The sequence below is a fragment of the Cellulomonas sp. Leaf334 genome, from assembly GCF_001424195.1.
Lineage (GTDB): Bacteria > Actinomycetota > Actinomycetes > Actinomycetales > Cellulomonadaceae > Cellulomonas.
In genome coordinates this window covers 675,688-697,434 of sequence record NZ_LMOO01000001.1, presented here as the reverse complement: position 1 = coordinate 697,434, position 21,747 = coordinate 675,688, and the positions used below count along the sequence as shown (strand labels likewise).

25 protein-coding genes are annotated in these 21,747 nt (G+C 73.3%); 11 read left to right on the top strand and 14 right to left on the bottom strand.

Features of this window, described 5'->3' with window-relative positions; translation table 11 throughout:
• Nucleotides 1-54 precede the first annotated feature (54 nt).
• Nucleotides 55-1,332, top strand: a complete 1,278-nt coding sequence (locus ASF78_RS03215; RefSeq protein ID WP_056584822.1) for a hypothetical protein — start codon at nt 55-57, stop codon at nt 1,330-1,332.
• A gap of 5 nt (nt 1,333-1,337) precedes the next feature.
• Here the strand turns inward: ASF78_RS03215 and ASF78_RS03210 are convergent, their stop codons facing one another.
• From ASF78_RS03210 to lpdA, 3 genes are all read right to left on the bottom strand, one after another.
• Nucleotides 1,338-2,228, bottom strand: a complete 891-nt coding sequence (locus ASF78_RS03210; RefSeq protein WP_056584821.1) for a TIGR01777 family oxidoreductase — start codon at nt 2,226-2,228, stop codon at nt 1,338-1,340.
• 120 nt (nt 2,229-2,348) lie between these two features.
• The gene (sucB, locus tag ASF78_RS03205) at nt 2,349-4,205 is read right to left on the bottom strand and encodes a 2-oxoglutarate dehydrogenase, E2 component, dihydrolipoamide succinyltransferase (protein ID WP_056584820.1); all 1,857 of its coding nucleotides are present in this window, start codon (nt 4,203-4,205) and stop codon (nt 2,349-2,351) included.
• Nucleotides 4,206-4,235: 30 nt separating this feature from the next.
• Nucleotides 4,236-5,636, bottom strand: a complete 1,401-nt coding sequence (gene lpdA / locus ASF78_RS03200) for a dihydrolipoyl dehydrogenase (RefSeq protein ID WP_056584818.1) — start codon at nt 5,634-5,636, stop codon at nt 4,236-4,238.
• Nucleotides 5,637-5,822: 186 nt separating this feature from the next.
• Between lpdA and ASF78_RS03195 the strand changes: the two genes are divergently transcribed.
• Entirely contained in the window at nt 5,823-6,161 is a 339-nt protein-coding gene (locus ASF78_RS03195; protein ID WP_056584815.1) for a hypothetical protein, read from the top strand.
• A 1-nt stretch (nt 6,162) separates the two neighbouring features.
• Here the strand turns inward: ASF78_RS03195 and ASF78_RS03190 are convergent, their stop codons facing one another.
• Entirely contained in the window at nt 6,163-7,650 is a 1,488-nt protein-coding gene (locus tag ASF78_RS03190) for a leucyl aminopeptidase (protein ID WP_056584814.1), read from the bottom strand.
• 71 nt (nt 7,651-7,721) lie between these two features.
• Between ASF78_RS03190 and ASF78_RS03185 the strand changes: the two genes are divergently transcribed.
• The 4 genes from ASF78_RS03185 to ASF78_RS03170 are packed head-to-tail and all read left to right on the top strand — an operon-like array spanning nt 7,722 to nt 9,779.
• The gene (locus ASF78_RS03185; RefSeq protein WP_056584812.1) at nt 7,722-8,081 is read left to right on the top strand and encodes a hypothetical protein; all 360 of its coding nucleotides are present in this window, start codon (nt 7,722-7,724) and stop codon (nt 8,079-8,081) included.
• Nucleotides 8,078-8,497, top strand: coding sequence for a hypothetical protein (locus tag ASF78_RS03180; RefSeq protein WP_056584811.1), 420 nt, complete (start codon nt 8,078-8,080; stop codon nt 8,495-8,497). Before ASF78_RS03185 ends, ASF78_RS03180 begins: the two co-directional genes overlap by 4 nt.
• Nucleotides 8,498-8,502: 5 nt before the next feature.
• Complete coding sequence (locus ASF78_RS03175) at nt 8,503-9,567, top strand: quinone-dependent dihydroorotate dehydrogenase (protein ID WP_056588052.1); 1,065 nt, start codon at nt 8,503-8,505, stop codon at nt 9,565-9,567.
• Complete coding sequence (locus ASF78_RS03170; RefSeq protein ID WP_056584809.1) at nt 9,567-9,779, top strand: hypothetical protein; 213 nt, start codon at nt 9,567-9,569, stop codon at nt 9,777-9,779. Before ASF78_RS03175 ends, ASF78_RS03170 begins: the two co-directional genes overlap by 1 nt.
• Before the next feature lie 2 nt (nt 9,780-9,781).
• Here the strand turns inward: ASF78_RS03170 and ASF78_RS03165 are convergent, their stop codons facing one another.
• Entirely contained in the window at nt 9,782-11,242 is a 1,461-nt protein-coding gene (locus ASF78_RS03165) for a PLP-dependent aminotransferase family protein (RefSeq protein ID WP_056584807.1), read from the bottom strand.
• 63 nt (nt 11,243-11,305) lie between these two features.
• Between ASF78_RS03165 and ASF78_RS22680 the strand changes: the two genes are divergently transcribed.
• Nucleotides 11,306-11,449: a hypothetical protein gene (locus ASF78_RS22680; RefSeq protein WP_200940511.1), complete on the top strand. Its 144-nt coding sequence runs from the start codon at nt 11,306-11,308 to the stop codon at nt 11,447-11,449.
• Nucleotides 11,446-12,114: a YitT family protein gene (locus tag ASF78_RS03160; RefSeq protein WP_369816297.1), complete on the top strand. Its 669-nt coding sequence runs from the start codon at nt 11,446-11,448 to the stop codon at nt 12,112-12,114. Before ASF78_RS22680 ends, ASF78_RS03160 begins: the two co-directional genes overlap by 4 nt.
• Nucleotides 12,115-12,151: 37 nt before the next feature.
• On the opposite strand, the gene ASF78_RS03155 is transcribed toward ASF78_RS03160, so the two are convergent.
• Nucleotides 12,152-13,162 (bottom strand): aldo/keto reductase family protein, encoded by a 1,011-nt coding sequence (locus ASF78_RS03155; RefSeq protein ID WP_056584805.1) that lies wholly within the window; start codon nt 13,160-13,162, stop codon nt 12,152-12,154.
• Between the two features lie 21 nt (nt 13,163-13,183).
• Nucleotides 13,184-13,765 (bottom strand): DUF3043 domain-containing protein, encoded by a 582-nt coding sequence (locus ASF78_RS03150; protein ID WP_056584803.1) that lies wholly within the window; start codon nt 13,763-13,765, stop codon nt 13,184-13,186.
• A gap of 32 nt (nt 13,766-13,797) precedes the next feature.
• Between ASF78_RS03150 and ASF78_RS03145 the strand changes: the two genes are divergently transcribed.
• Nucleotides 13,798-15,177 (top strand): dipeptidase, encoded by a 1,380-nt coding sequence (locus ASF78_RS03145; RefSeq protein WP_056584802.1) that lies wholly within the window; start codon nt 13,798-13,800, stop codon nt 15,175-15,177.
• Here the strand turns inward: ASF78_RS03145 and ASF78_RS03140 are convergent.
• The 5 genes from ASF78_RS03140 to nadA are packed head-to-tail and all read right to left on the bottom strand — an operon-like array spanning nt 15,170 to nt 18,561.
• Nucleotides 15,170-15,868 (bottom strand): hypothetical protein, encoded by a 699-nt coding sequence (locus tag ASF78_RS03140; RefSeq protein ID WP_056584799.1) that lies wholly within the window; start codon nt 15,866-15,868, stop codon nt 15,170-15,172. The two genes, ASF78_RS03145 and ASF78_RS03140, sit on opposite strands and share 8 nt — an antisense overlap.
• A 21-nt stretch (nt 15,869-15,889) precedes the next feature.
• A complete protein-coding gene (locus ASF78_RS03135) occupies nt 15,890-16,432 on the bottom strand; it encodes a thioesterase family protein (protein ID WP_056584797.1) in 543 nt (180 codons plus the stop codon).
• 10 nt (nt 16,433-16,442) lie between these two features.
• Entirely contained in the window at nt 16,443-16,772 is a 330-nt protein-coding gene (locus tag ASF78_RS03130) for an antibiotic biosynthesis monooxygenase (RefSeq protein WP_056584796.1), read from the bottom strand.
• Nucleotides 16,769-17,368, bottom strand: coding sequence for a DJ-1/PfpI family protein (locus ASF78_RS03125; protein WP_056584795.1), 600 nt, complete (start codon nt 17,366-17,368; stop codon nt 16,769-16,771). The genes ASF78_RS03130 and ASF78_RS03125 overlap by 4 nt, the downstream gene beginning before the upstream one ends.
• Nucleotides 17,369-17,370: 2 nt before the next feature.
• On the bottom strand, nt 17,371-18,561 hold the full coding sequence (nadA, locus tag ASF78_RS03120; RefSeq protein ID WP_056584794.1) for a quinolinate synthase NadA: 1,191 nt from the start codon (nt 18,559-18,561) through the stop codon (nt 17,371-17,373).
• Between the two features lie 63 nt (nt 18,562-18,624).
• Here nadA and ASF78_RS03115 point away from each other — a divergent pair, with 63 nt between their 5' ends.
• Both ASF78_RS03115 and erpA read left to right on the top strand, forming a co-directional pair.
• Complete coding sequence (locus ASF78_RS03115; RefSeq protein WP_056584793.1) at nt 18,625-19,806, top strand: glycerate kinase; 1,182 nt, start codon at nt 18,625-18,627, stop codon at nt 19,804-19,806.
• A 112-nt stretch (nt 19,807-19,918) separates the two neighbouring features.
• Complete coding sequence (gene erpA / locus ASF78_RS03110; protein WP_056026956.1) at nt 19,919-20,281, top strand: iron-sulfur cluster insertion protein ErpA; 363 nt, start codon at nt 19,919-19,921, stop codon at nt 20,279-20,281.
• 44 nt (nt 20,282-20,325) lie between these two features.
• Here erpA and ASF78_RS03105 read toward each other — a convergent pair whose 3' ends face one another.
• Nucleotides 20,326-20,547, bottom strand: a complete 222-nt coding sequence (locus tag ASF78_RS03105) for a sulfurtransferase TusA family protein (protein WP_235518367.1) — start codon at nt 20,545-20,547, stop codon at nt 20,326-20,328.
• The gene (locus ASF78_RS03100; protein WP_082494932.1) at nt 20,544-21,737 is read right to left on the bottom strand and encodes an aminotransferase class V-fold PLP-dependent enzyme; all 1,194 of its coding nucleotides are present in this window, start codon (nt 21,735-21,737) and stop codon (nt 20,544-20,546) included. The genes ASF78_RS03105 and ASF78_RS03100 overlap by 4 nt, the downstream gene beginning before the upstream one ends.
• Between the last annotated feature and the right edge of the window lie 10 nt (nt 21,738-21,747).

The window sequence follows — 21,747 nt, the reverse complement described above, 5'->3', positions numbered from 1 at the left end:
CGAGCCTGTGGACGGCCGCCGACGGGCCGACGCCGACCGGGCTTGGATGTCCCGATGGACAGGTTCGTGGTGCCGACCGACGTCGAGACCGCCCTCGCGGACGCCGGGTTCCACCCCGTCGACGTCGCCGGGTCCGGATGGCTGGCCGTGGCCCTGGACGGGTCCGACCGACGGCTCGAGCTGCACGTGGTGCCCGCCGTCGCCGACGCCGGGACGGCCGAGCGCGCCGCCCGTCTCCGCGCGGTCCGGCACGAGCACCTGCCGGAGGTCCTCGACGTGGTCGGGCTGTCCTCGGGTCGGCTCGGGCTCGTCGTCGAGCACGTCGACGGGCTGTCCCTCGCGCAGATCCGCGCGGCGCGGGCGCCTCTGACGGACGGCGAGGCCGCCACGGTGGCGATCCCCGTGGCGGGCGCTCTCGACGCGCTGCGGGGTGCCGGCCTGTCCCACGGCGCCGTGAGCGAGTCGACGATCGTCGTCCGGCCCGACGGCCGGCCCGCGCTGACCGACCTGCGCGGAGCCCTCAGCGGCGCGGCCGACGTCGAGGCGGACGTGCGACGCCTGGTCGCGACCGTGCTCGACCAGATGCCCGGCGCGGACGTGCACCTCGTGTCCGACCAGGCCGACGAGGGGAGCCTGCGGGAGGCGCTCACCGCGCTCCTGGTCGTGCCCGGGCTCGACGCCGGTCGCGTGGTCGACGCGTGCTACGACACGACGGACCCCGAACCGGTCCGGCTTCCCGACGCGGGCGCCCGCGCCTCCTCGGCGCTGACGGCCATGGCCCGGGAGGGCGAACTCCTGCGGGTGCCGGGAACGACCCGTCGGGAGGACCGGCAGCGTCGCCGTCGCCGCGCATCCCCTGCCGGAGCGGGCCTGGTGGTCGCTGTGGTGGCGCTGGGGGCCGCCGTCGGAGGCTGGCGTCTCCTCGACCAACCCGCCGCGGTCCCGCGGGTGGACGACCCCGTGCAGGCCGCCATCGACCTCAGCCAGGTGCGGGCGCAGATCATCAGCGCGGGCGACGTGTCCCGTCTCGGGACGGTCGACGTCGCCGACGGTCCGGCTGCCGCGGCGGACGCAGAGCTGCTCGCCGGGCTCGACGGTGCGCGCGTCGACGGACTCACCGTCGACGTGCAGGACGCCTGGCTCGTCGAGGAGGACGGTGACCGCGGTGACACGACGGACGTGGCCGTGACGTCCGCCATGTCCGCGCACTCCCGGGTTCCCGCCGACGGGGGAGCCGCGGTCCCTGTGGCGGCCTCCGAGGCGCGGACCGTGGTGCTGGGCCTGCGGTGGACCGCCGCCGGCTGGCGCGTCTGGGACGTCGTCGACCCCTGACCACCTCAGTCGCGGTGCGCGACCCACTCCGCGGCGGTCGCGAGGTCCGCGTGGACCGGGACGAAGCCGCTGGCGTCGAGCACGGCCGGGACCGCGCGGATCGACCCGAGCACCTCCGACGAGAAGTCGCCGAGGACGGCACGCAGCGCGAACGCGGGCACCGGTACGACGGCGGGCCGGTGGTAGGCGCGAGCGAGCGCGGCGACCACGTCGGCGTTGCGCGCCGAAGCGGTCACCAGGTTGACAGGCCCCTCCACCGAGGCGGTCAGCAGGTGCTCGACGGCACGGACGTGGTCGAGGAGCGTGATCCACGGCCAGAACTGCCGACCCGACCCCAGCCGCCCCCCGACGCCCAGCCGGATCAGCGGGAGCAGCCGACCCAAGGCCCCGCCACCCTGGCCCAGCACGATCCCGGTCCGCAGGTGGACCACCCGCACCCCGGCGTCCTGCGCCGGCGCCGTCGCCGCCTCCCAGTGCCGGACGACGTTCGCGAAGAACGTGGTGCCGATCGGCTCGTCCTCGTCCAGCACGTCGTCCCCGCGGGAGCCGTACGCCCCGATCCCCGACGCCTGGAGCAGCACCTGCGGTCCGTCGTCCAGCGTGGCGAGGGTCCGCGAGAGCAGCCCGGTCGTGTTCAGACGGGACGACAGGACCTCGCGCTTGCGGGCCGTCGTGAGCGGCCGGGAGCCGGGGTTGACCCCCGCGAGGTTGATGACGGCGTCCGCGCCGGCAACGTCGTCAGGGTCCAGTCGACCCGCGGCCGGGTCCCAGGAGATCTGGTCCCGCCCGTGCGCGGGGCCACGCACCAGCACACGGACGTCGTGCCCTCCGCGCCGCAGGTGGGGGACGAGAGCGGACCCGATGAAGCCGTGCGACCCGGCGATGACGACCTGCATGGCGCTCACCCTACGGTCGCCCCGCACAACCGGCCCGGCAGGGCCACCGGCTACCGTCGCACGACGGCCCGGTGCCCCTCGCGGGGTACCGGGCCGTCGTGGTGTCTCAGGTGCTGCGGGTCAGAGGCCGACCTCGGACTCGAACGAGCCCTCCTCGATGCGGTTCTTGACCGCGGTGAGGTAGCGCGACGCGTCGGCACCGTCGACCAGGCGGTGGTCGTACGAGAGCGACAGGTAGCACATCGACCGGATGGCGATCACCTCGGCGCCGTCGGCGTCCTGGATGACGACGGGACGCTTGACGATCGCACCGGTGCCGAGGATCGCGGACGTGCCGCCGGGGACGATCGGGGTGTCGATGATCGCGCCACCGGAGCCCGTGTTCGTCACCGTGAACGTGGCACCGCTCAGCTCGTCCGGGGTGACCTTGTTCTGCCGGGTGCGGCCCGCCAGGTCGACGATCTTGCGCGAGATGCCGGCGAGGTTCAGGTCGCCCGCGTCGCGGATCACTGGGACGAGGAGGCCCTTCTCGGTGTCCACGGCGATGCCGACGTTCTCCTGCGCGTGGTACGTGATCTGGTTGCCCTCGAGCACGCCGTTGATCTTCGGGAACGCCTTGAGCGCCTCGACGGCAGCCAGCACGAAGAACGGCAGGAACGTGAGGTTGACGCCCTCGCGTGCCTTGAAGTCCTCCTTGGCCTTGGCGCGCAGCCGGGCGACCCGGGTCACGTCGACCTCGACGACGGTGGTCAGCTGCGCCTGCGAGTGCAGGGCGTCGACCATGCGCTCGGCGATGATCTGCCGCAGCCGGCTTGCCTTCTCCGTCGTGCCCCGCAGCGGCGAGACCGCCGGGACGGCGGCGGCGGGCTTGGCGGGCGCGGCCGGTGCCGCGGCAGCGGGCTGCGCCTTGGCGGCCTCGGCGGCAGCCTTCTCGGCCTCAGCCTTGGCGGCGGCGTCGAGGACGTCCTCCTTGCGGATCCGACCGCCCACCCCGGTGCCCACGAGCGACGACACGTCGACGCCCTTCTCGGCCGCGAGCTTGCGGACGAGGGGCGTCAGGTAGGTGCCCGAGACCGAGGGGGATGCGGCCGGAGCTGCGGCGGGGGTGGCTGGGACCGGTGCCGGAGTCGGTGTCGCCGGGACCGGTGCAGGGGTGGCCGCGGCCGACTCCTGCTCGGCCGACGGCTCGGGGGCGGTCTGCGGCTCAGGCTTCGACTCCTCCGCCGGTGCCGGCTCGGGTGCCTTCTCCTCGGCCGGTGCCGACTCCTTCGGGGCGGCCGCGGGGGCTGACCCCGAGCCGATCACGGCGAGGACCGCACCGACCTCGACGGTCTCGTCCTCCTGGACGAGGATCTGCTGCAGCGTGCCGGCGAACGGCGACGGGATCTCCGTGTCGACCTTGTCGGTGGAGATCTCCAGGAGCGGCTCGTCGACCGCGACCTCGTCGCCGACGGCCTTGAGCCAGCGGGTGACGGTGCCCTCGGTGACGGACTCGCCCAGCGCGGGGAGCTTCACGTCCTCGCCGGTGCCACCACCCTCCTCGGCGGCTGCGGCCGGCGCGGCGGCGGGCTCCTCGTGCTCCTCGACCGGCTGCTCGGCTGGGGCCGCCTCGGCGGCCGGCTCCTCGGCAGGAGCCTGCTCGGCAGCGGGCTCCTCAGCCGGCTCGGCCTCTGCCGGCTCGGCCTCGGCCGGCTCGGCCGCGGCGGCGTCGTCCGTCGAGTCCTGCGCGGACGAGCCCTCCCCGGACCCGATGACGGCGAGCGTGGCGCCGACCTCGACGGTCTCGTCCTCCTGGACGAGGATCTGCTCGAGCACGCCGGCGAACGGCGACGGGATCTCGGTGTCGACCTTGTCGGTCGAGATCTCGAGCAGCGGCTCGTCGACCTCCACCGTGTCGCCCACGTTCTTCAGCCAGCGGGTGACGGTCCCCTCGGTGACGGACTCACCGAGTGCGGGCAGCTGCACGTTGTCGGACATGACCGCTCGTGTCTCCTTCGAATCGTGAGGTCAGTTGTGGGCGTGCAGCGGCTTGCCGGCGAGCGCGAGGTGCGCCTCCCCGAGGGCCTCGTTCTGCGTGGGGTGGGCGTGCACGAGCGAGGCGACGTCCTCGGGGTAGGCCTCCCAGTTCACGATGAGCTGACCCTCGCCGATGAGCTCGCCGACACGTGCACCGATCATGTGGACACCGATGACCGGTCCGTCCTTCTGGCGCACGAGCTTGACGAACCCCTGGGTGCCGAGGATCTGGCTCTTGCCGTTGCCGCCGAGGTTGTACTCGAGCGTCTCGACGCCGTCGGCCCCGTGGACCTCCTTGGCGCGTGCCTCCGTGAGACCGACCGAGGCGACCTCGGGGTCGGAGTAGGTCACGCGCGGGATCCCCGACTCGACGATGCCGGCGGGCTTGAGCCCGGCGATCTCCTCGGCGACGAAGATGCCCTGGGCGAACCCGCGGTGCGCGAGCTGGAGCCCGGGGACGATGTCTCCCACGGCGTAGATGTTGCCGACACCGGTGTGCAGGCGCTCGTCGGTGATGACGAAGCCGCGGTCGAGCGTGATGCCCTGCTCCTCGTAGCCGACGCCGGAGGTGCGCGGTCCGCGCCCCACGGCGACGAGCAGGAGGTCGGCGTCGAACGTCTTGCCGTCCTCGAGCGAGACGTGCACGCCGTTGTCGTCCTGCGTCACGCCGGCGAACCGGACGCCCAGGTTGAAGTTGATGCCGCGCTTGCGGAACTGCCGCTCGAACGCCCTCGACAGCGCTTCGTCCTCGTTGGCGATGAGGTGGGGGAGCGCCTCGATGATCGTGACGTCCGCGCCGAAGGACTTCCAGACGCTCGCGAACTCCGACCCGATGACGCCACCACCGAGCACGATGACGGACTTCGGGACCCAGTCGAGCTGGAGGGCCTGGTCGGAGGTGATGACGCGGCCCCCGATCTCCAGACCGGGCAGCGAGCGCGCGTACGACCCGGTGCCGAGCACGATGTACTCACCCGTGACCCGCTCGCCGTTGACCTCGACCGTGTCCTTCGCGACGAGCTTGCCGTAGCCCTCGAAGACGGTGATCTTGCGGGACTTGATCAGTCCCTGCAGGCCCTTGTACAGGCGGCCGATGACCGTGGCCTTGTACTCGTTCACACCGTTCATGTCGATGTGGTCGAGGCTGGTGTGGACGCCGAAGTGGGCGCCGTCGCGGGCGTTGTCCGCCAGCTCGGCGGCATGCAGCAGCGCCTTGGTGGGCACGCAGCCGACGTGCAGGCAGGTACCGCCCACCTTGTCGGCCTCGATGAGGGCGACGGTCTTGCCCAGCTGTGCGGCGCGCAGTGCAGCCGCGTAGCCGCCGCTGCCTCCGCCCAGGACGACGATGTCGAAAGCGGTGCCGTTCGTGTCGGCCACGTGCAGACTCCTCATACGCAGACTTGGTGGTCTCGAGCTCGCCGACCATCCTGTCATCCCGGCGGGCATGGAACGACCCGGACGGCGCGCGCGACCATGTGACACTCAGAACAGTCGTCCCATGACTGCTGTTCCGTCTTCTGCGTCTCGTGCGGGTCTCACCCCGCAGTTCGACAGGTTCGCAGGTTACCCTCGTGCGCCATGGGCCTGTTCTCACGCCGCAAGCCGGCCGCCACCGACGCGCCGACGGACCGGGCCGCGCGCGAGGCGACGCTCGCCCACCTGAAGGACTTCGTCGCCACCCGCGTGGGGGTCGAGGCGTATGTCGAGCCGCAGACCAACTCCACGCCGACGACGATGATGCTCGTCGCCACGGACGGGGAGTGGACCCGGCGCCGGGTGCCGGACCCGAAGACCGCCTGGGAGCTGGCGCGCGACATGGGCATCCCCGTGTACGACGTGCAGCGGACCGGCTACCCGCAGCGCGTCCGGGACTGGAACTCGCGGCAGCGGCTCGCGCGCAAGCGCAAGCACGCCTAGCTCACGCGGCCGTCGGCGCCCGTCCCTCGAGCAGGGCCAGGAGCGTCCGCACGCCGACGCCCGTGCCGCCCACGGGCGTGTACCCGTGCGCGGTCCGCTCGTTGTAGGCGGGTCCGGCGATGTCGAGGTGCGCCCAGGGCGTCTGCCCGACGAACTCCTGCAGGAAGATCCCCGCGGTGAGCATGCCGCCGAACCGGTCGCCGATGTTGGCGATGTCCGCGACCTTCGACTTGAGCGAGGCGCGCAGGTCCGCGGGCAGCGGCATCGGCCAGAACTGCTCGCCGCTGACGTCGGCGGCGGCCACGACCTCGCCGCGCACGGCGTCGGTGCCCATCACGGCGGACACGCGGTGCCCGAGCGCCACGAGCTGCGCGCCGGTCAGGGTGGCGATGTCGATGACGACGTCGGGCTTCTCCTCGATGGCCGCGACGAGCCCGTCGGCCATCACGAGCCGGCCCTCGGCGTCGGTGTTCAGCACCTCGACGGTCTTCCCGCCGCGGATGGTCAGCACGTCCGAGGGGCGCTGAGCCGTCCCGGACGGCATGTTCTCCGCGAGGCACAACCAACCGGTGACCGCGACGGGCAGCTCGAGTCGCGCAGCCGCGACGACGGTGTGCAGCACCGCGGCCGCACCGGCCATGTCGGACTTCATCGCCTCCATCCCGGCGGCGGGCTTGATCGAGATGCCGCCCGAGTCGAACGTGATGCCCTTGCCCACCAGGGCGACCTTCGCCTTCGGTCGCGACGGCGAGTAGGAGACCTTGACGAGCCGGGGCCCGCGGACCGAGCCCTGGCCCACGCCGATCAGGCCGCCGTAGCCGCCGGCGGCGAGCGCCTTGTCGTCGAGCACCGTGATCTTCAGGCCCTTGGCGCCGGAGTCCTTGAGCGCGGCCTTCGCGGCCTCGGCGAACGCGGCCGGGTAGAGGTCGTTCGGTGCGGCGTTCACCAGGTCGCGCGTGCCGTGCACCGCGGCGGCGACGACCTCGGCACGGGCGACCGCTGCCAGGGTCGTGCGGTCCTTCGGGTGTGCGGTGACGATCTGGATCGCGCCGACGGGTGCCTGCTTGGCGGCCTCGGAGGCGCGGTAGCGCGTGTAGGAGTACGCGCCGAGGAGGGCGCCCTCTGCGACGGCCGCGACCGACTCGGCGTCGTCGGCGGGCAGCGCGAGACCGACGCTCGCGGTGCCGGCGAGCTCGCGCGTCGCGGCACCCGCAGCCCGACGCAGCGCCTCGGCGGTGATCGTGTCCGATGCTCCGACGCCCGTGAGCACGAGGATCGTGGCGCTCAGCCCGGTGCCGGGGAGCCGTCGCACCTCGTCGGCCGCCCCGGTGATGCCGAGCGCGGAGGCGTCGGCGAGTTGGGCGCGCAGCTCCTTGGGGAGCCGCTCGAGCCCGAGGACAGCCGGTACGCCGTCCTGCTGGGCGACCGCGACTACGAGGGCGTCGACGGCGAGGCGGGCAGGGTCCTGGGCGGTCAGCGAGACGGTCACGCGTCGATGATAGGCGCGAGCCCTGTCGGGGCGGTCCGCTCCGTCTCGCTGCGCCGGTACGGTGGGGCATCGTGATCGTCCCCCTCGCGCTGCTCGTCGGCGCCCTCTGCCTGGCGCTCGGCGCGTGGGCCGCCTGGTTCGTCGCCCGGGACCGTGCCGTGGTGCTGCGGCAGCTGTGGGGTGCCGCCGTGATCGAGGGTGTGCTCGTCCTGCAGGCCGTGATCGCGGGCGTCCTGGCCGCGACCGGCTCGCCCGACGTCGACGGCGTCCTGCTCTGGGGCTACGTCCTCACCCAGGCGCTGGTCCTGCCGATCGCTGCCGCCTGGGCGTTCGCCGAGCGCACCCGGTGGAGCTCGGTGGTCCTGCTCGTCGCGGCGGTGACCGTCGCGTTCCTCGAGTTCCGACTGCTCCAGATCTGGGGGACCGTATGAGCCAGCGACGGACGGGGAGCGGTCCCGGCCGGCTCCTCGTGGCGGTCTACGGGATCCTCGCGCTCGCCGCGACGGCCCGTGGGATCTACCAGGTGGCCACCAAGCTCGACGAGGCACCGGTCGCGTACCTGCTCTCGCTCGGCGCGGGTCTCGTGTACGTCGTCGCGACCGTCGCCCTGGCCACGGACCGGCGCACGCTCGCCTGGTGGGCCGTGTCGATCGAGATGCTCGGGGTGCTGACGGTCGGGGTGCTGTCGTTGGTCGACGTGGGTGACTTCCCCGACGAGACCGTGTGGTCCGCGTTCGGTCAGGGCTACGGCTACGTCCCGCTGGTGCTCCCCTTCCTGGGCCTGGTGTGGCTGTGGCGCACGGGGCGGACACCCGACGTGCCGCCCGCGCCGGACGACCTAGGGTGAAGAACGTGTACCGACTGCTGTTCGACCTCGTGTTCCGTCGCATGGATCCGGAGCGTGCCCACGAGGTCGCGTTCCGGCTCATCCGGGTGGTGGCCCAGGTCCCGCTCCTGCGTGGCGCGGTGCACCGGGTCTTCCGGGCGTCCGACGAGGGCACCGTGGAGGTCTGGGGTCGGCAGTTCCCCTCGCGGTTCGGGCTGGCGGCCGGGTTCGACAAGAACGCCGTCGGGGTGGCCGGCCTGACGATGCTCGGCTTCGGCTTCGTGGAGGTGGGCACGGTCACCGCGCACGCGCAGCCGGGCAACGAGCCGCCGCGGCTCTGGCGCGTCCTGGAGCAGCGGGCGCTGCGCAACCGGATGGGTTTCAACAACGAGGGCTCGGCGGCCGTGGCGGACCGGCTGCGACGTCTGCGTGCGACGCCGGCGGGCCGACGGCTCGTGGTGGGCGTGAACATCGGCAAGACGAAGGCGACCCCTGCGGAGCAGGCGCCCGGCGACTACGCCACCAGCGCAGGCCGCCTCGCGCCGTACGCCGACTACCTGGTGGTGAACGTGTCGTCGCCGAACACCCCGGGCCTGCGTGACCTGCAGTCGGTCGAGGCGCTGCGCCCGATCCTGGAGGCCACCCGCGTGGCGGCCGACGAGGCCACCGCGTCGGCCGGCCACGCTCCCGTGCCTTTGCTGGTCAAGATCGCCCCCGACCTGTCCGACGACGACGTGGACGCGGTGGCCGAGCTCGCCGCCGAGCTGGGTCTCGACGGGATCGTCGCGGTCAACACCACCATCGGGCACGACCTGGGACCGGGCGGCCTGTCCGGCCCGCCGGTGCTCGCGCGCGGCCTCGACGTGGTGGCACGCCTGCGCAACCAGCTGGGTCCCGACGCGGTGATCATCGGTGTCGGCGGCATCACGACCCCCGCCGACGCCCGCGAGTACGTGGCCGTCGGCGCGACCCTCGTGCAGGGCTACACGGGCCTGGTCTACGAGGGTCCGGCGTACGCGTCGCGCATCGCCCGCGCGCTCGCGTCCGACGAGGCGCTGCGTGGTCCGGCCCGGCGCAAGGCGGTCGCGTGATGGTGGTGCGACCGCAGTGGGAGTGGCGGTTCGACGGTGCGGACGGGTCCGTGCTCGACCGGCCGGTCAGTCCCGTGTTCACGACGCAGTACGACGCCGAGCAGTGGCTCGGCGAGCACTGGCGCACGCTCGCCGCGCAGGGAGTCCAGGCGGTGGGGCTCCTGCACGAAGGTGCTCAGGCGACGCCGACCCTCACGCTGCCGCTCATCTGACCTCACACCAGCGCGTGCACCCGCTCGGGTCCCGTGACTGGTGCGGTGATCCCCAGCCCGGCCCACGCCGCCGCGAGGCCGGCCACGGCCCGGCGCAGGTCGTCGGGTGACGTGGTGAACGGCAGCCGCAGGTTGCGCTCGAAGCTGCCGTCCACCCCGAACGCCGTCCCGGGGACCACCCGGACCCCGTGCCGGGTCGAGATGGCGGCGAGCGCGCTGGACACCGGTGCGCCGAGGTCCGCCCACAGCGAGAGCCCGCCGGCGGGCACGTCGAAGCGCCACGACGGCAGCTGGTCGAGCAGCAGGCCGACGAGGAGGTCCCGCCGGGCTCGCAGCTCGGTGCGTCGACGGTCCAGCAGGTCCGTCGGCTGAGCGAGCAGCTCGGCTACGACCAGCTGCTCCAGCACCGCGGTCCCGATGTCGGTGTGCGCGCGGGTGCTGGCCAGCCGCGCGACCAGGTCGGGGTGGGCGCGGACCCAGCCGACCCGCAGCCCGCCCCAGTAGCTCTTCGACGCCGAGCCGATCGAGATCACGTAGGCCGACGCCGTGCCGTCGCCCGCGGACGAGCTGGGCGCCGGACCGTCGAGGGTCAGCTCGGTGAGGACCTCGTCTCCGACGATCGCCGTCCGGTACCGCCGGGCCAGGGCGCGGACCTGCGCGCGCTCCTCGTCGTCGAGGCTGGTCCCGGTCGGGTTGCGGTGGTCGGGGATCAGGTACACGAGCCGCGGTGACACCTGCCGCAGCGTCGACTCGAGCAGGTCGATGTCCAGGCCGGAACCACCCGACGGCACGGGGACGGGCCGGGCACCCGCGGCGCGGACGACGTCGATCGCGTGCGGGTAGGTCGGGTGCTCGACGACCACGCGGTCGCCCGGGCCTGCGTGCGCCGTGACCAGCAGGTGGATCGCCTGCTGCGCACCGGTCGTGACGAGCACCTGGTCCGGGTTCGTGGGTGTGCCGCGGGCCGTGTACCAGCGTGCGACGGCCTCGCGCAGCACCGGCAGCCCGAGGGGGGAGTAGCCCGTGCCGGACAGGTGCCGGGGGAGTGCGTCGAGCGCCGCGAGGTACGCGCCGTGCAGCGACGAGGGGGCCGACGGTGCCGCCATCGCGAGGTCGACGACACCGGGTTCGTGCCCGACGGACTCCGCCATCGAGACGCGCGCGCCCGGGCCCGACGGCAGGGTGGTGACCGTGCCGGAGCCGCGTCGGCTCACGAGGTAGCCCTCGTCGCGCAGCAGCCCGTACGTCGCGGTGGTGGTCGTCCGGGACACGCCGGATGCGTCGGCGAGCTCGCGCTCGCTGGGCAGGCGGGTGCTCAACGGGACGGCTCCGGACAGGATCGCGGCGCGCAGTGCGTCGGCGAGTGCGACGTAGGCCGGACCGGGGCGCTGCCACGCACCCAGGACGGCGTCCAGGCGCAGGCCACTGATCCGGCGGTCGGCGGGAAGGTCGTCGGCGGGCATGAGGCCACTATGCCAGAAGTGGCTATTGGAAGTGATGCCAGTTAGAGGCCAATGTTGCTGCTCATGGAGATGTGGTTGTGGTCAGGGATAGCGGTCGTCCTGCTCGCGGGCCTGCTCGTGCCGTTGTGGCGGGCGATCCGGCGGGACGGACTGGGGCACCGCCCACCGCCGGCGTCGCGCCCGACGTCGTTCGAGCAGCTCACGTGAGCACCGCCGACGAGCGCACGTATGCTCGCGCGGTGTCGTCCTGGATGCGTCCCGACGCACGCCCTGCGCGCCGGGCCGTGCAGCTGCTCACGGGTCTCGTCCTGTACGCGGCGTCGATCGCGATGCTCGTCGACGCCGGACTGGGGAGCATGCCGTGGGACGTGCTCACGCAGGGGATCGTGGCGCGCACGGGGCTGTCGTTCGGCGTCGTCACCCTGCTGACCGGCCTGGTGGTCCTGGCGTGCTGGATCCCGCTCCGCCAGCGCCCCGGCGTCGGCACCGTCGCGAACGTCGTCGTGATCAGTGCGCTCGTGGACCCGTTCCTCGTGCTCCTCGACGCGCTCCCCGACGCGATCGGCGTGCGCATCGCGCTGGCGGCCACCGGCATCGTGCTCAACGGGCTGGCGACGGGCCTCTACGTCGGTGCCCGCCTCGGGCCGGGTCCGCGTGACGGGCTCATGACCGGGCTCGTGCGTCGGACCGGCCGTTCGGTGCGGCTGGTCCGCACGAGCATCGAGGTGGCGGTCGTGTCGGTCGGCTGGGCGCTCGGCGGCACCGTCGGGTTCGCGACCCTCGCCTACGCCGTGGCGATCGGTCCTCTCGTGCACCTGTTCCTGCCGCGACTGACGGTCCCGACCGTGGCCGACGAACCCGTCACGGTCTGAGGTGACCCGGCCCCGTCACCGGGGCCGGGTCCTGCACTCAGCGGGCCGGCGGCGCGTTCTTCGCGGTCTCGCCCGGGTCGGAGACGACGGAGTCGCCCAGGATCGTGTCGATCCGCGCGAGCAGCTCGGCCGGGATCGTCACCCCGGAGGCCTTGACGTTCTCCGTGACCTGCTCGGGCCGTGAGGCGCCGATGATCGCCGCGGCGACGTTCTCGTTCTGGAGCACCCACGCCACGGCCAGCTGCGCGAGGGACAGGCCGAGCTCGTCGGCGACCGGCGTCAGGTCCTGCACCCGCTGCAGCACGTCCGGCTGCTCGAGGAACCGGCCGATGAACCGGGCGCCACCCTTCTCGTCGGTCGCGCGGGACCCGGTCGGCGGCGCCTCGCCCGGCTTGTACTTGCCGGTCAGCACGCCCTGGGCCACCGGCGACCAGACGATCTGCGACACCCCGAGCTCGGCGGAGGTGGGGACGACCTCGCCCTCGATGACCCGCCACAAGGCCGAGTACTGCGGCTGGTTCGAGATGAGCTGGATGTTCAGCTCCTGCGCGAGAGCGTGACCCGCACGGATCTGCTCGGCGGTCCACTCGCTGACGCCGATGTAGAGCGCCTTGCCCGACCGCACGACGTCGGCGAACGCCTGCATCGTCTCCTCGAGCGGGGTCGACAGGTCGTAGCGGTGCGCCTGGTAGAGGTCGACGTAGTCCGTCTGCAGGCGCTGCAGCGAGCCGTCGATCGACTCGAGGATGTGCTTGCGCGACAGGCCGGAGTCGTTCGCGCCGCCGGGTCCGGTCGGCCAGTAGACCTTCGTGAAGATCTCGAGCGACTGGCGACGCTCACCCTTCAACGCCTCGCCGAGGACGGTCTCGGCCTTCGTGTTCGCGTACACGTCGGCGGTGTCGAAGCTCGTGATGCCCGCGTCGAGCGCGGCGCGCACACAGGCCTTCGCGGTGTCGTTCTCCACCTGCGAGCCGTGCGTGAGCCAGTTGCCGTACGTGATCTCGGTGATCTTCAGGCCGGAGCGGCCCAGGGAGCGGTAGGAAACCATGCCCGCCACCCTACGGCGGGGTCAGACGGGCCGCTGCCCGTGCTTGACCTGCGGCTTGGGCATGCGCGACGGACGGATCTGGAACGCCCGCAGGACCGCGTACATCGCGGCGCCACGGGGCATCTGCTCGATCCCGAACTTGGCGACGAGCCGCTTCTTCAGTCCGCGCCACATCAGCCACGCGTCGAGCACCGCCGCGATGATGTAGACGTAGAGCGCGAGGATCGCGTAGATGGCGATGGTGGTCTGCGACAGGGCGAACTGCAGCACCAGGAAGACCGCAGCCACCGGCAGGAAGAACTCCCCGAGGTTCCAACGAGCGTCGACCGAGTCGCGGATGAAGCGACGCACGGGTCCGCGGTCCTTGGCCGGCATGTTGCGCTCGTCGCCGGTCTGCATCGCCCGGTACTCGATGTCCCGCTGCGCCTTCGCCCGCTCGCGGCTGGCCTTCTTGGTGGCGGGTGCCACGAGGGGGCGCTTGTTCGCCGCCTCGGAGACCTTCCGCTTCGGCGTCGGGCGGCCCTTGCCGGCGTCGGTCGGCGGGGGCGTGCTCTCCGTCAGTGCGGGAGTCACGGGCTGGGGGTCGTTGCTGCGTCCGAACACCCCGCCAGGGTAGTCGAGTAGCGTGCTGGTCCGTGACCGACGCCTCCTCCTCCTCGTCCCTCCTCCCCGGTGACCGGACGGACGCGCTGCGTGCGCGGACCGCGGCCGCCTTCGACGCCCTGCGCGCCGACCTGGAGGACCTCGTCCGCATCCCGAGCGTGTCCAACGCCGAGTTCGACCAGGCGCACGTCGTCGCGAGCGCGGACGCCGTCGTCGCGCTGCTGCGCGGTGCGGGTCTCGACGACGTCCAGGTCCTCTCGGTGCCGGGGGGCGCTCCCGCGGTCGTCGGCCGTCGGCCCGCCCCGGAGGGCGCACCGATCGTGCTCCTGTACGCGCACCACGACGTGCAGCCGCCCGGGGACGACGCCGACTGGGACAGCCCGCCGTTCGAGCCGACCGAGCGCGGCGGACGCCTCTACGGGCGCGGTGCCGCGGACGACAAGGCAGGCGTGATCGCGCACGTGGGCGCCCTGCGCGTGCTGGGCGACGAGCTGGGCGTGGGCGTCACGGTCTTCATCGAGGGCGAGGAGGAGATCGGGTCGCCGACGTTCACGCAGTTCCTGCACACCTACCGTGACCTGCTGCGCGCGGACGTCATCGTCGTCGCGGACTCCTCCAACTGGGCGATCGGTGTCCCCGGTCTGACCACGTCCCTGCGCGGGCTCGTGGACTGCGTGGTCGAGGTGGCGGTGCTGGAGCACGCCGTGCACTCCGGCATGTTCGGCGGCGCGATCCTCGACGCGCCCACCTTGCTGGCGCGCCTCATCACCACGCTGCACGACGACGAGGGCGACGTCGCCGTCGCCGGGCTCGTGCAGGCGCCGGACCCCGCGGTCGACTACGACGAGGCGACGTTCCGCACCGACGCGAGCGTGCTCGACGGGGTCCGTCTCGCGGGCACGGGACCCATCACCGCGCGCCTGTGGACGCGCCCGGCGATCGGCGTCATCGGGCTCGACGCCCCTCGGGTCGCGAGCGCGTCGAACACGATCGCGCCGCGCGCATCGGCCAAGCTCTCCGTCCGGCTCGCGCCCGGCCAGGACCCGGACGCCGCGATGGACGCCCTGCGGACGCACCTCGTCGACCATGCGCCCTTCGGCGCGCGCGTCACCGTGACCGACGGTGAGAAGGGCAAGCCGTTCCAGGCGCCGACCGACTCGACGGCGATGCAGGCGGCGCGGTGGGCGTTCGCTCAGTCGTGGGGGACCGAGCCCGTGGACACCGGGGTCGGCGGGTCCATCCCGTTCATCGCGGACCTGCTGGAGGTCTACCCGGACGCCGCGATCCTGGTCACGGGCGTCGAGGACCCCGACGGTCGCGCGCACGGTGCCAACGAGTCGGTGCACCTGGGGGAGCTGGAGAAGGTCGTGCTCGCCGAGGCGCTGCTGCTGGAGCGGCTGGCGACTAGCTGAGGTCGCGGGCCAGCTCGCGCGCCTGCGCACGCACGGCTGCCACCTCCGGTCCGTCCTCGACGGGCAGGGCGTCGAGGCGGGCGAGCGTGGCACGCGCGTCGTCGGGGGTGCCGGCGCGGACCTGGAGCTCGGCCAGCAGGGCGAGCGCGGCGAGGCGGTCCTGCGGTGGGGTGCTGTCGTCGGCCCTGCGCTCGGCGCCGACGAGCACCTTGAGCGCCTGGACCAGGTCGTCCTTCGAGTCGGCCAGGACCACCGCGTTCTCGACGGCGCGAGCCAGGCGGCTGCCCGGCTCGACCGCGGGTGGGGCGCGGTCCGGGAAGACGCGGATCCAGTTGCCGTTCGGGTCGACGACGGAGAACCCGCTGGCGCCGCCGGCGTTGGCCCGGCGGCGCGGCCGGGTCATCCGGGGCAGACCGGTCAGGGGCACGCGTCCGTACCTCTTCCGCAGGCCCGCCGCCCACTTGGCCCAGAGCGCCTCGGTGTCGTCGACGATGATCAGACAGGTCGAGTGCGACGTCTCCGGGTCCCAGTCGGGCATGCCGTAGACGTGCAGGTCGATGTCCTCGCGACGCATCGCGGCGTAGGCGTACGGCCGCTCCTGGCGTTCCATGACCTCGAAGCCGAGGGCACCGTAGAAGTCGACGGTCTCACCCAGCGGGCCACAGGGGAGCATCGGGACAGCACGGGCCATCCCCTCATCCAACCAGGCGTCTCAGCCGGCGGGCTGCTCCCGGTGCGCCACCCCGACCGCCTCGGCCCAGGCGATGACCTCGGCGGGGAGCTCGGGCGACGGGCCGTCGTGTGTCCCGAGCAGGTCGATGACGTCCGGGGCGGGTACGCGCGCACCGTCGCGGCTGAGGAACCGGCCGGCGATGACCCCGCGGGCGACGTGCTCACCGGCGCGTGTGAAGACCTGCTCGAGGTACGCGCAGCGAGGGTCCCAGCCGAGCAGTCGGGTGGTGATCTCGAACCGCTGGCCGAGGGTCAACGAGCGGCGGTACGACATGGTCGACGAGGCGACGACCGGGTACCAGCCACGCTCGTTCAGCAGCTCGAACGCCCCGAGGTCCGCGAGGTAGTTGCTCCGAGCGACGTCCATCATCTGCAGGTACACGCCGTTGTTCACGTGGCGGTAGAAGTCCAGGTCGCCGATGCGCACCCGCAGCTGCGTGACCGACGGGTCGAGCACCCCCCGGCCGGGGACGGCACGGCGGGGACGGGTGGTCGCCAGCGCGAGCTGGATCATCCGGGTCATTCCCGCGATGTTACTCGCGAGTAGGTTCGACCGGAACCGGGACGAAGTGCTCGACCACCGGGAACGGCTCGTAGAAGTGGTGCAGGAGCTCGCGCCACCGCACGTACTGCGGCGACCCGCGGAAGCCGACCTCGTGCGCCTCGACCGAGTCCCACCCGATCAGCAGCAGGTACGTCCCCGGCTGCTCGACGCCCCGCGAGACGCGGATGCCGCGGAAGCCGGGGATGCTGGACACGAGCGGGACCGCCTCGGTCATCGCCGCCTCGAACGCGTCCTGCTCGCCCGCGCGCACCGGCAGGAGGGCGTGCTCGAGCACCGGGGCGTCGAGCAGCCCCGTCATACGGGCGGCTCGGGGTCGTACTGGATCCCGCGGCGCACCGCGCGGGCCGCGTCGACGGACTCCAGCCGGGCGACCAGGTGCAGGGCCATGTCGATCCCCGCGGAGACCCCGGCCGAGGTGACGATGTCGCCGTCGTCGACGAACCGTGCCTCGGTGTCCGCCAGGACGCTCGGGTCCAGCACGGCCAGCTCGTCGAAGGCCTGCCAGTGGGTGGTCGCCGGACGACCGGACAGCAGACCTGCCGCGGCGTACACCAGCGCTCCCGTGCAGACGCTGGTCAGGAGCGGCGTCGACGCCCGCATCCGGCGGACCCACTCCAGGTGGGCCGGGTCGCGCAGGAGCGCGCGGGTGCCGAACCCGCCCGGGTAGACCAGCACGTGCAGCGGACCGGCATCGTCCGCGGCCAGATCGGGGACCAGCCGCAGTCCCTTGGCGCAGCGGATCCCGCTGCCGTCGAGCGAGAAGGTCACCACCTCGGGCCGCAGCTCCGAGTGCCGTGCCCAGTAGGCGAGCACCTCGTACGGGCCGACGACGTCGAGCTCCTCGGCGTCGTCGAACACGAAAATTCCCACCCGCAGGTGGTGTCCCGTCGGCACGATCAGTACCCCGGCAGGGCGAGCATCTGGTCGAGCGCCACGCGCGCCCAGTGGGCGTCGTCCGCGTCCACGACGATCCGGTTCACCGGCCGCCCCGCCACCAGGGACTCCATCGCCCACACCAGGTGCGGCAGGTCGATGCGGTTCATGGTCGAGCAGAAGCACACCGTCGAGTCGAGGTAGTGGATGTTCTTGTCCGGGTGCGCGGCCGCGAGCCGGCGGACCAGGTTGAGCTCGGTGCCGACGGCCCAGGAGCTGCCCGGAGCCGCGGCGTCGAGCGCCTTGACGATGTACTCCGTCGAGCCCACGAGGTCGGCCGCGAGGACCACCTCGTGCTGGCACTCCGGGTGCACGATCACGGTCACGTCGGGGACCGCCGCGCGGATGTCGGTCACGTTCCGGACCGAGAACCGGCCGTGCACCGAGCAGTGGCCGCGCCACAGGATCATGCGCGCGTCGCGCAGCTGCTCGACGGTCAGGCCGCCACCGGGCTTGCGCGGGTCGAACACGACGCACTCGTCGAGCGACAGGCCGAGCTGCTGGACGGCGGTGTTGCGGCCCAGGTGCTGGTCCGGCATGAAGAGGACCTTGCCGGTGCCGCCGAGGCCGCCCACCTTGTCGAAGGCCCACCGCAGCGCGACGTGCGCGTTGGACGACGTGCAGATGGTGCCGCCGTGCCGGCCGGTGAACGCCTTGATCGACGCCGCCGAGTTCATGTACGTCACGGGCACGGTCGACTCCGCGACACCGGCGTCGGCCAGCACGTCCCACGCGTCCTCGACCTGGTCGATCGCCGCCATGTCCGCCATCGAGCAGCCCGCGGCGAGGTCCGGCAGGATCACCTGCTGCTGGTCGGAGGTGAGGATGTCGGCGGACTCGGCCATGAAGTGCACGCCGCAGAAGATGATGAACTCGGCCTCGGGCCGGGCAGCCGCCTCGCGTGCGAGCTTGAACGAGTCGCCGGTGACGTCGGCGAACTCGATGACCTCGTCGCGCTGGTAGTGGTGGCCCAGCACGAACGCGCGGGAACCGAGGGCGGCACGGGCAGCGCGGGCGCGCTCGACGAGGTCCGGGTCGCTCGGGGCGGGAAGGCCGCCCACGCACTCGACGCCGCGCTCGGAGGCCAGGTCGACACCGCGGCCCAGCAGCAGGAGTGCCGACGGGGCAGGCTCGGAGAAGGTGCTCGTGCTCACGCGGCGATCCTCGCACACGGGCGGCTGCACGATCTCGGCGCGAGACCGTGCCACGATGCGGCCGTGCGCGTGCTCATCGCCCCCGACAGCTTCGGCTCGAGCCTGACGGCCGCCGAGGCCGCCGAGACCATCGCCGGAGCCTGGCGGACGACCGTTCCGCACGACGACGTGACCGAGTGCCCGCTCTCGGACGGCGGCCCCGGCTTCGTCGCCACGCTGCAGTCGGCGCTCGGCGGCGAGCTGCTCCCTGTGACCGTCGCGTCGCCCGTCGGGACGCCCGTACCCGCCGTGGTCCTGCTCGTCGGGACGACCGCGTACGTCGAGTCGGCGCAGGCCGTCGGCCTCCCGCTGGTGCCGGAGGGGCTGCGCGATCCGACCCGCACGACGAGCCGAGGGGTGGGCGAGCTGCTCGCCGCCGCCCTGGGGTCGGGCGCTCGACGGGTCGTCGTCGGGCTGGGTGGCTCGGCGACGAACGACGCCGGCGCGGGCGCCCTGGTCGGTCTGGCCCGGGCTCTCGGGCTGCCGGGACCGGCGGACGTCCTCGCCGCCGGCGGCGGGACGCTCGGAGACGTGACTGCCGACGACCTCAGCGGCCTGCGGGAGCTGCGGGACCGCCTGCGCGGCGTCGAGCTCGTCGTCGCGACCGATGTCGACGTCCCGCTGCTGGGCCTGCACGGCGCGAGCGCCGGGTTCGCCGCGCAGAAGGGAGCGACGCCCGAGCAGGCGCAGGACCTGGAGCGGGCGCTCGGCCACTTCGCGCACGCCGCCACGGCGGCGCTCGGTGACACGGTGCGCCCGGACCTGCTCGCCGGCGCGCGACCGTCGTCGACGGCGTCGCGGCTCACCGCCGCGCCCGGGGCCGGTGCGGCCGGCGGGCTGGGCTTCGGGCTCGCCCTGCTCGGCGCTCGGCTCGTGCCGGGCTCGGTGTTCGTCGCGGACGCCGTCGGGCTGGGCGACCTCATCGGCGACCACGACGTCGTCGTCACCGGTGAGGGCCGGTTCGACTGGCAGTCGCTGCACGGGAAGGTCGTCTCCGAGGTGGCGTCGCGCGCGCTCGCCCACGCGGTCCCCACCGTGGTCGTCGCGGGGGAGGTGCTGGTCGGCCGTCGCGAGCTGTCCGCCGCGGGGATCACGGCCGCCTACGCGGTCGGTGAGAACCCGGAGCAGGTGGCCGCCGCGCTCGCCGCGCCCGGGCAGACCCTCGCCGCGCGCGTCACCCGCGTGGCGAGAACCTGGTCACGTTGAGCGGAAGTCCGGCGTCGGGGTCGTACCCTGGACGGGAACAACCTCGCGTTCGGTGCTGTTGCCGAGGTTGACGCACCAGATCTGCTGTCCAGCGAGCACCCAGGAGAGACCCATGAGCGAGACCACCGCGACGCAGAACGCGACCGAGACGCACGGCGTCCTCCTCACCGACTTCGCCGCGTCGAAGGTCCGCAGCCTGCTCGAGCAGGAGGGCCGCGACGACCTCCGTCTGCGGGTCGCCGTCCAGCCCGGTGGCTGCTCCGGCCTGATCTACCAGCTCTACTTCGACGAGCGGGTCCTCGACGGCGACGTCGTCAAGGACTACGACGGTGTCGAGGTCGTCGTGGACCGCATGAGCGTGCCGTACCTCGACGGCGCGACGATCGACTTCGCCGACTCGATCGAGAAGCAGGGCTTCACCATCGACAACCCGAACGCGGGCAGCGCGTGCGCGTGCGGCGGCTCGTTCAGCTGATCTGAGCCACGACGGCCCGGTCTCCCTCGGGGACCGGGCCGTCGTCATGGGTGCGTCCGCACGGTGAGGGAGTGCACGCCGTCCTGCTCGGTCGCGCCGACCATCTCGTGACCGCGCATGCGTGCCCACGCGGGTACGTCGTGCACGGCAGCCGGGTCGGTGGCGAGCACGGTGAGCTCCGTCCCGGGCGGCGCGTCGGCGGCGGCCCGGGCGAGGCGGATCACCGGTGCCGGGCAGCGCAGGCCCCGCGCGTCGACGGTCGTCACAGCCCGCCGACCCCCCACGCCTGCCGGACGCCCGCGACGATGCCGGGCAGCTCGGCCAGGAAGCGGTCGACATCCTGTGCGGTCGTCCCGCGCGGGAGCGCCAGGCGGACGTTGCCGTGCGTCAGCGCTCCCATCGCGGCCAGCACGTGGCTCGGCTCCAGTGCGCTCGACGTGCAGGCGGACCCGGAGCCGACCGCGAAGCCGCGCGCGTCCAGCGCCGCCAGGAGCGCCTCGCCCTCGACGTACAGGCACGAGAACGTCAGCACGTGGGGGAGTCGCTCGACGGGGTGACCGACCACGTCGACGTCCGGCACGTCGGCGACGACCCGCGTGCGGACGGTGTCGACGAGCCGGCGACGGGAGGCGTCGTCCGCGCTCCTGGTCGAGACCGCCACCTGGAGCGCGACCGCCGCGGCCAGTGCCGCGGGCACGCCGACCCCGCCCGGGAACCACCGGTCCTCGTCCTCCGGCCAGTCGGGGGAGCGACGGACCCCGGACCTCGACACGAGGACCCCGAGACCACCGGGTCCGCCCCAGTCGCCGGCGTCTGCCGCGAGCAGGTCCCAGTCGTCACCGACGTCGACGTGGCCGAGGCTCGCGCCCGCGTCGACCAGCAGCGGGACGCCCGCCGCCCGGGCCGCGGGGTGCACTGCCCCGACGGGTTGCAGGGTGCCCACCTCACCGTTGGCGTGCTGCAGCGCGGCGAGCGCGACGCCCGGACGAGCGAGCGCGGCCGCGAACTCCTCGGGATCCACCCGCCCGTAGCGGTCGACCGGGACGGTGGCGCGGTCCCCGGCGAAGTCCGCCGCGTTCAGCACCGCGGCGCGCTCGACGGCACCGACGACGACCTGCGGGCCGACCCGGCGACGCCCCCGGGCGACCGACCGGACGGCACCGTGCAGCGCGGCGGTGTGCGACGGGGCCAGGTCGACCTCGGGCGTCCGCGCACCCACAGACGCGGCGATCGCCTCGCGCGCACCGTCGAGCAGCATCCGCGCCCGCCTGCCCTCGGCGTGCAGGCGCCGAGGGTCGGCCCAGCCCTGGTCGAGGGCCTCGAGGAACGCCGTGCGTGCCTCGGGCAGGAGGGGAGCCCGGCCGCCGGCGTCGAGGACGACCCGGCGGGCAGTGGCGTGCGTCACAGGAGGTGCTGCCGAGCTGTCGGCGCGGTCGCGGTCGGACGGGCTGCTCACGGGGGCACCG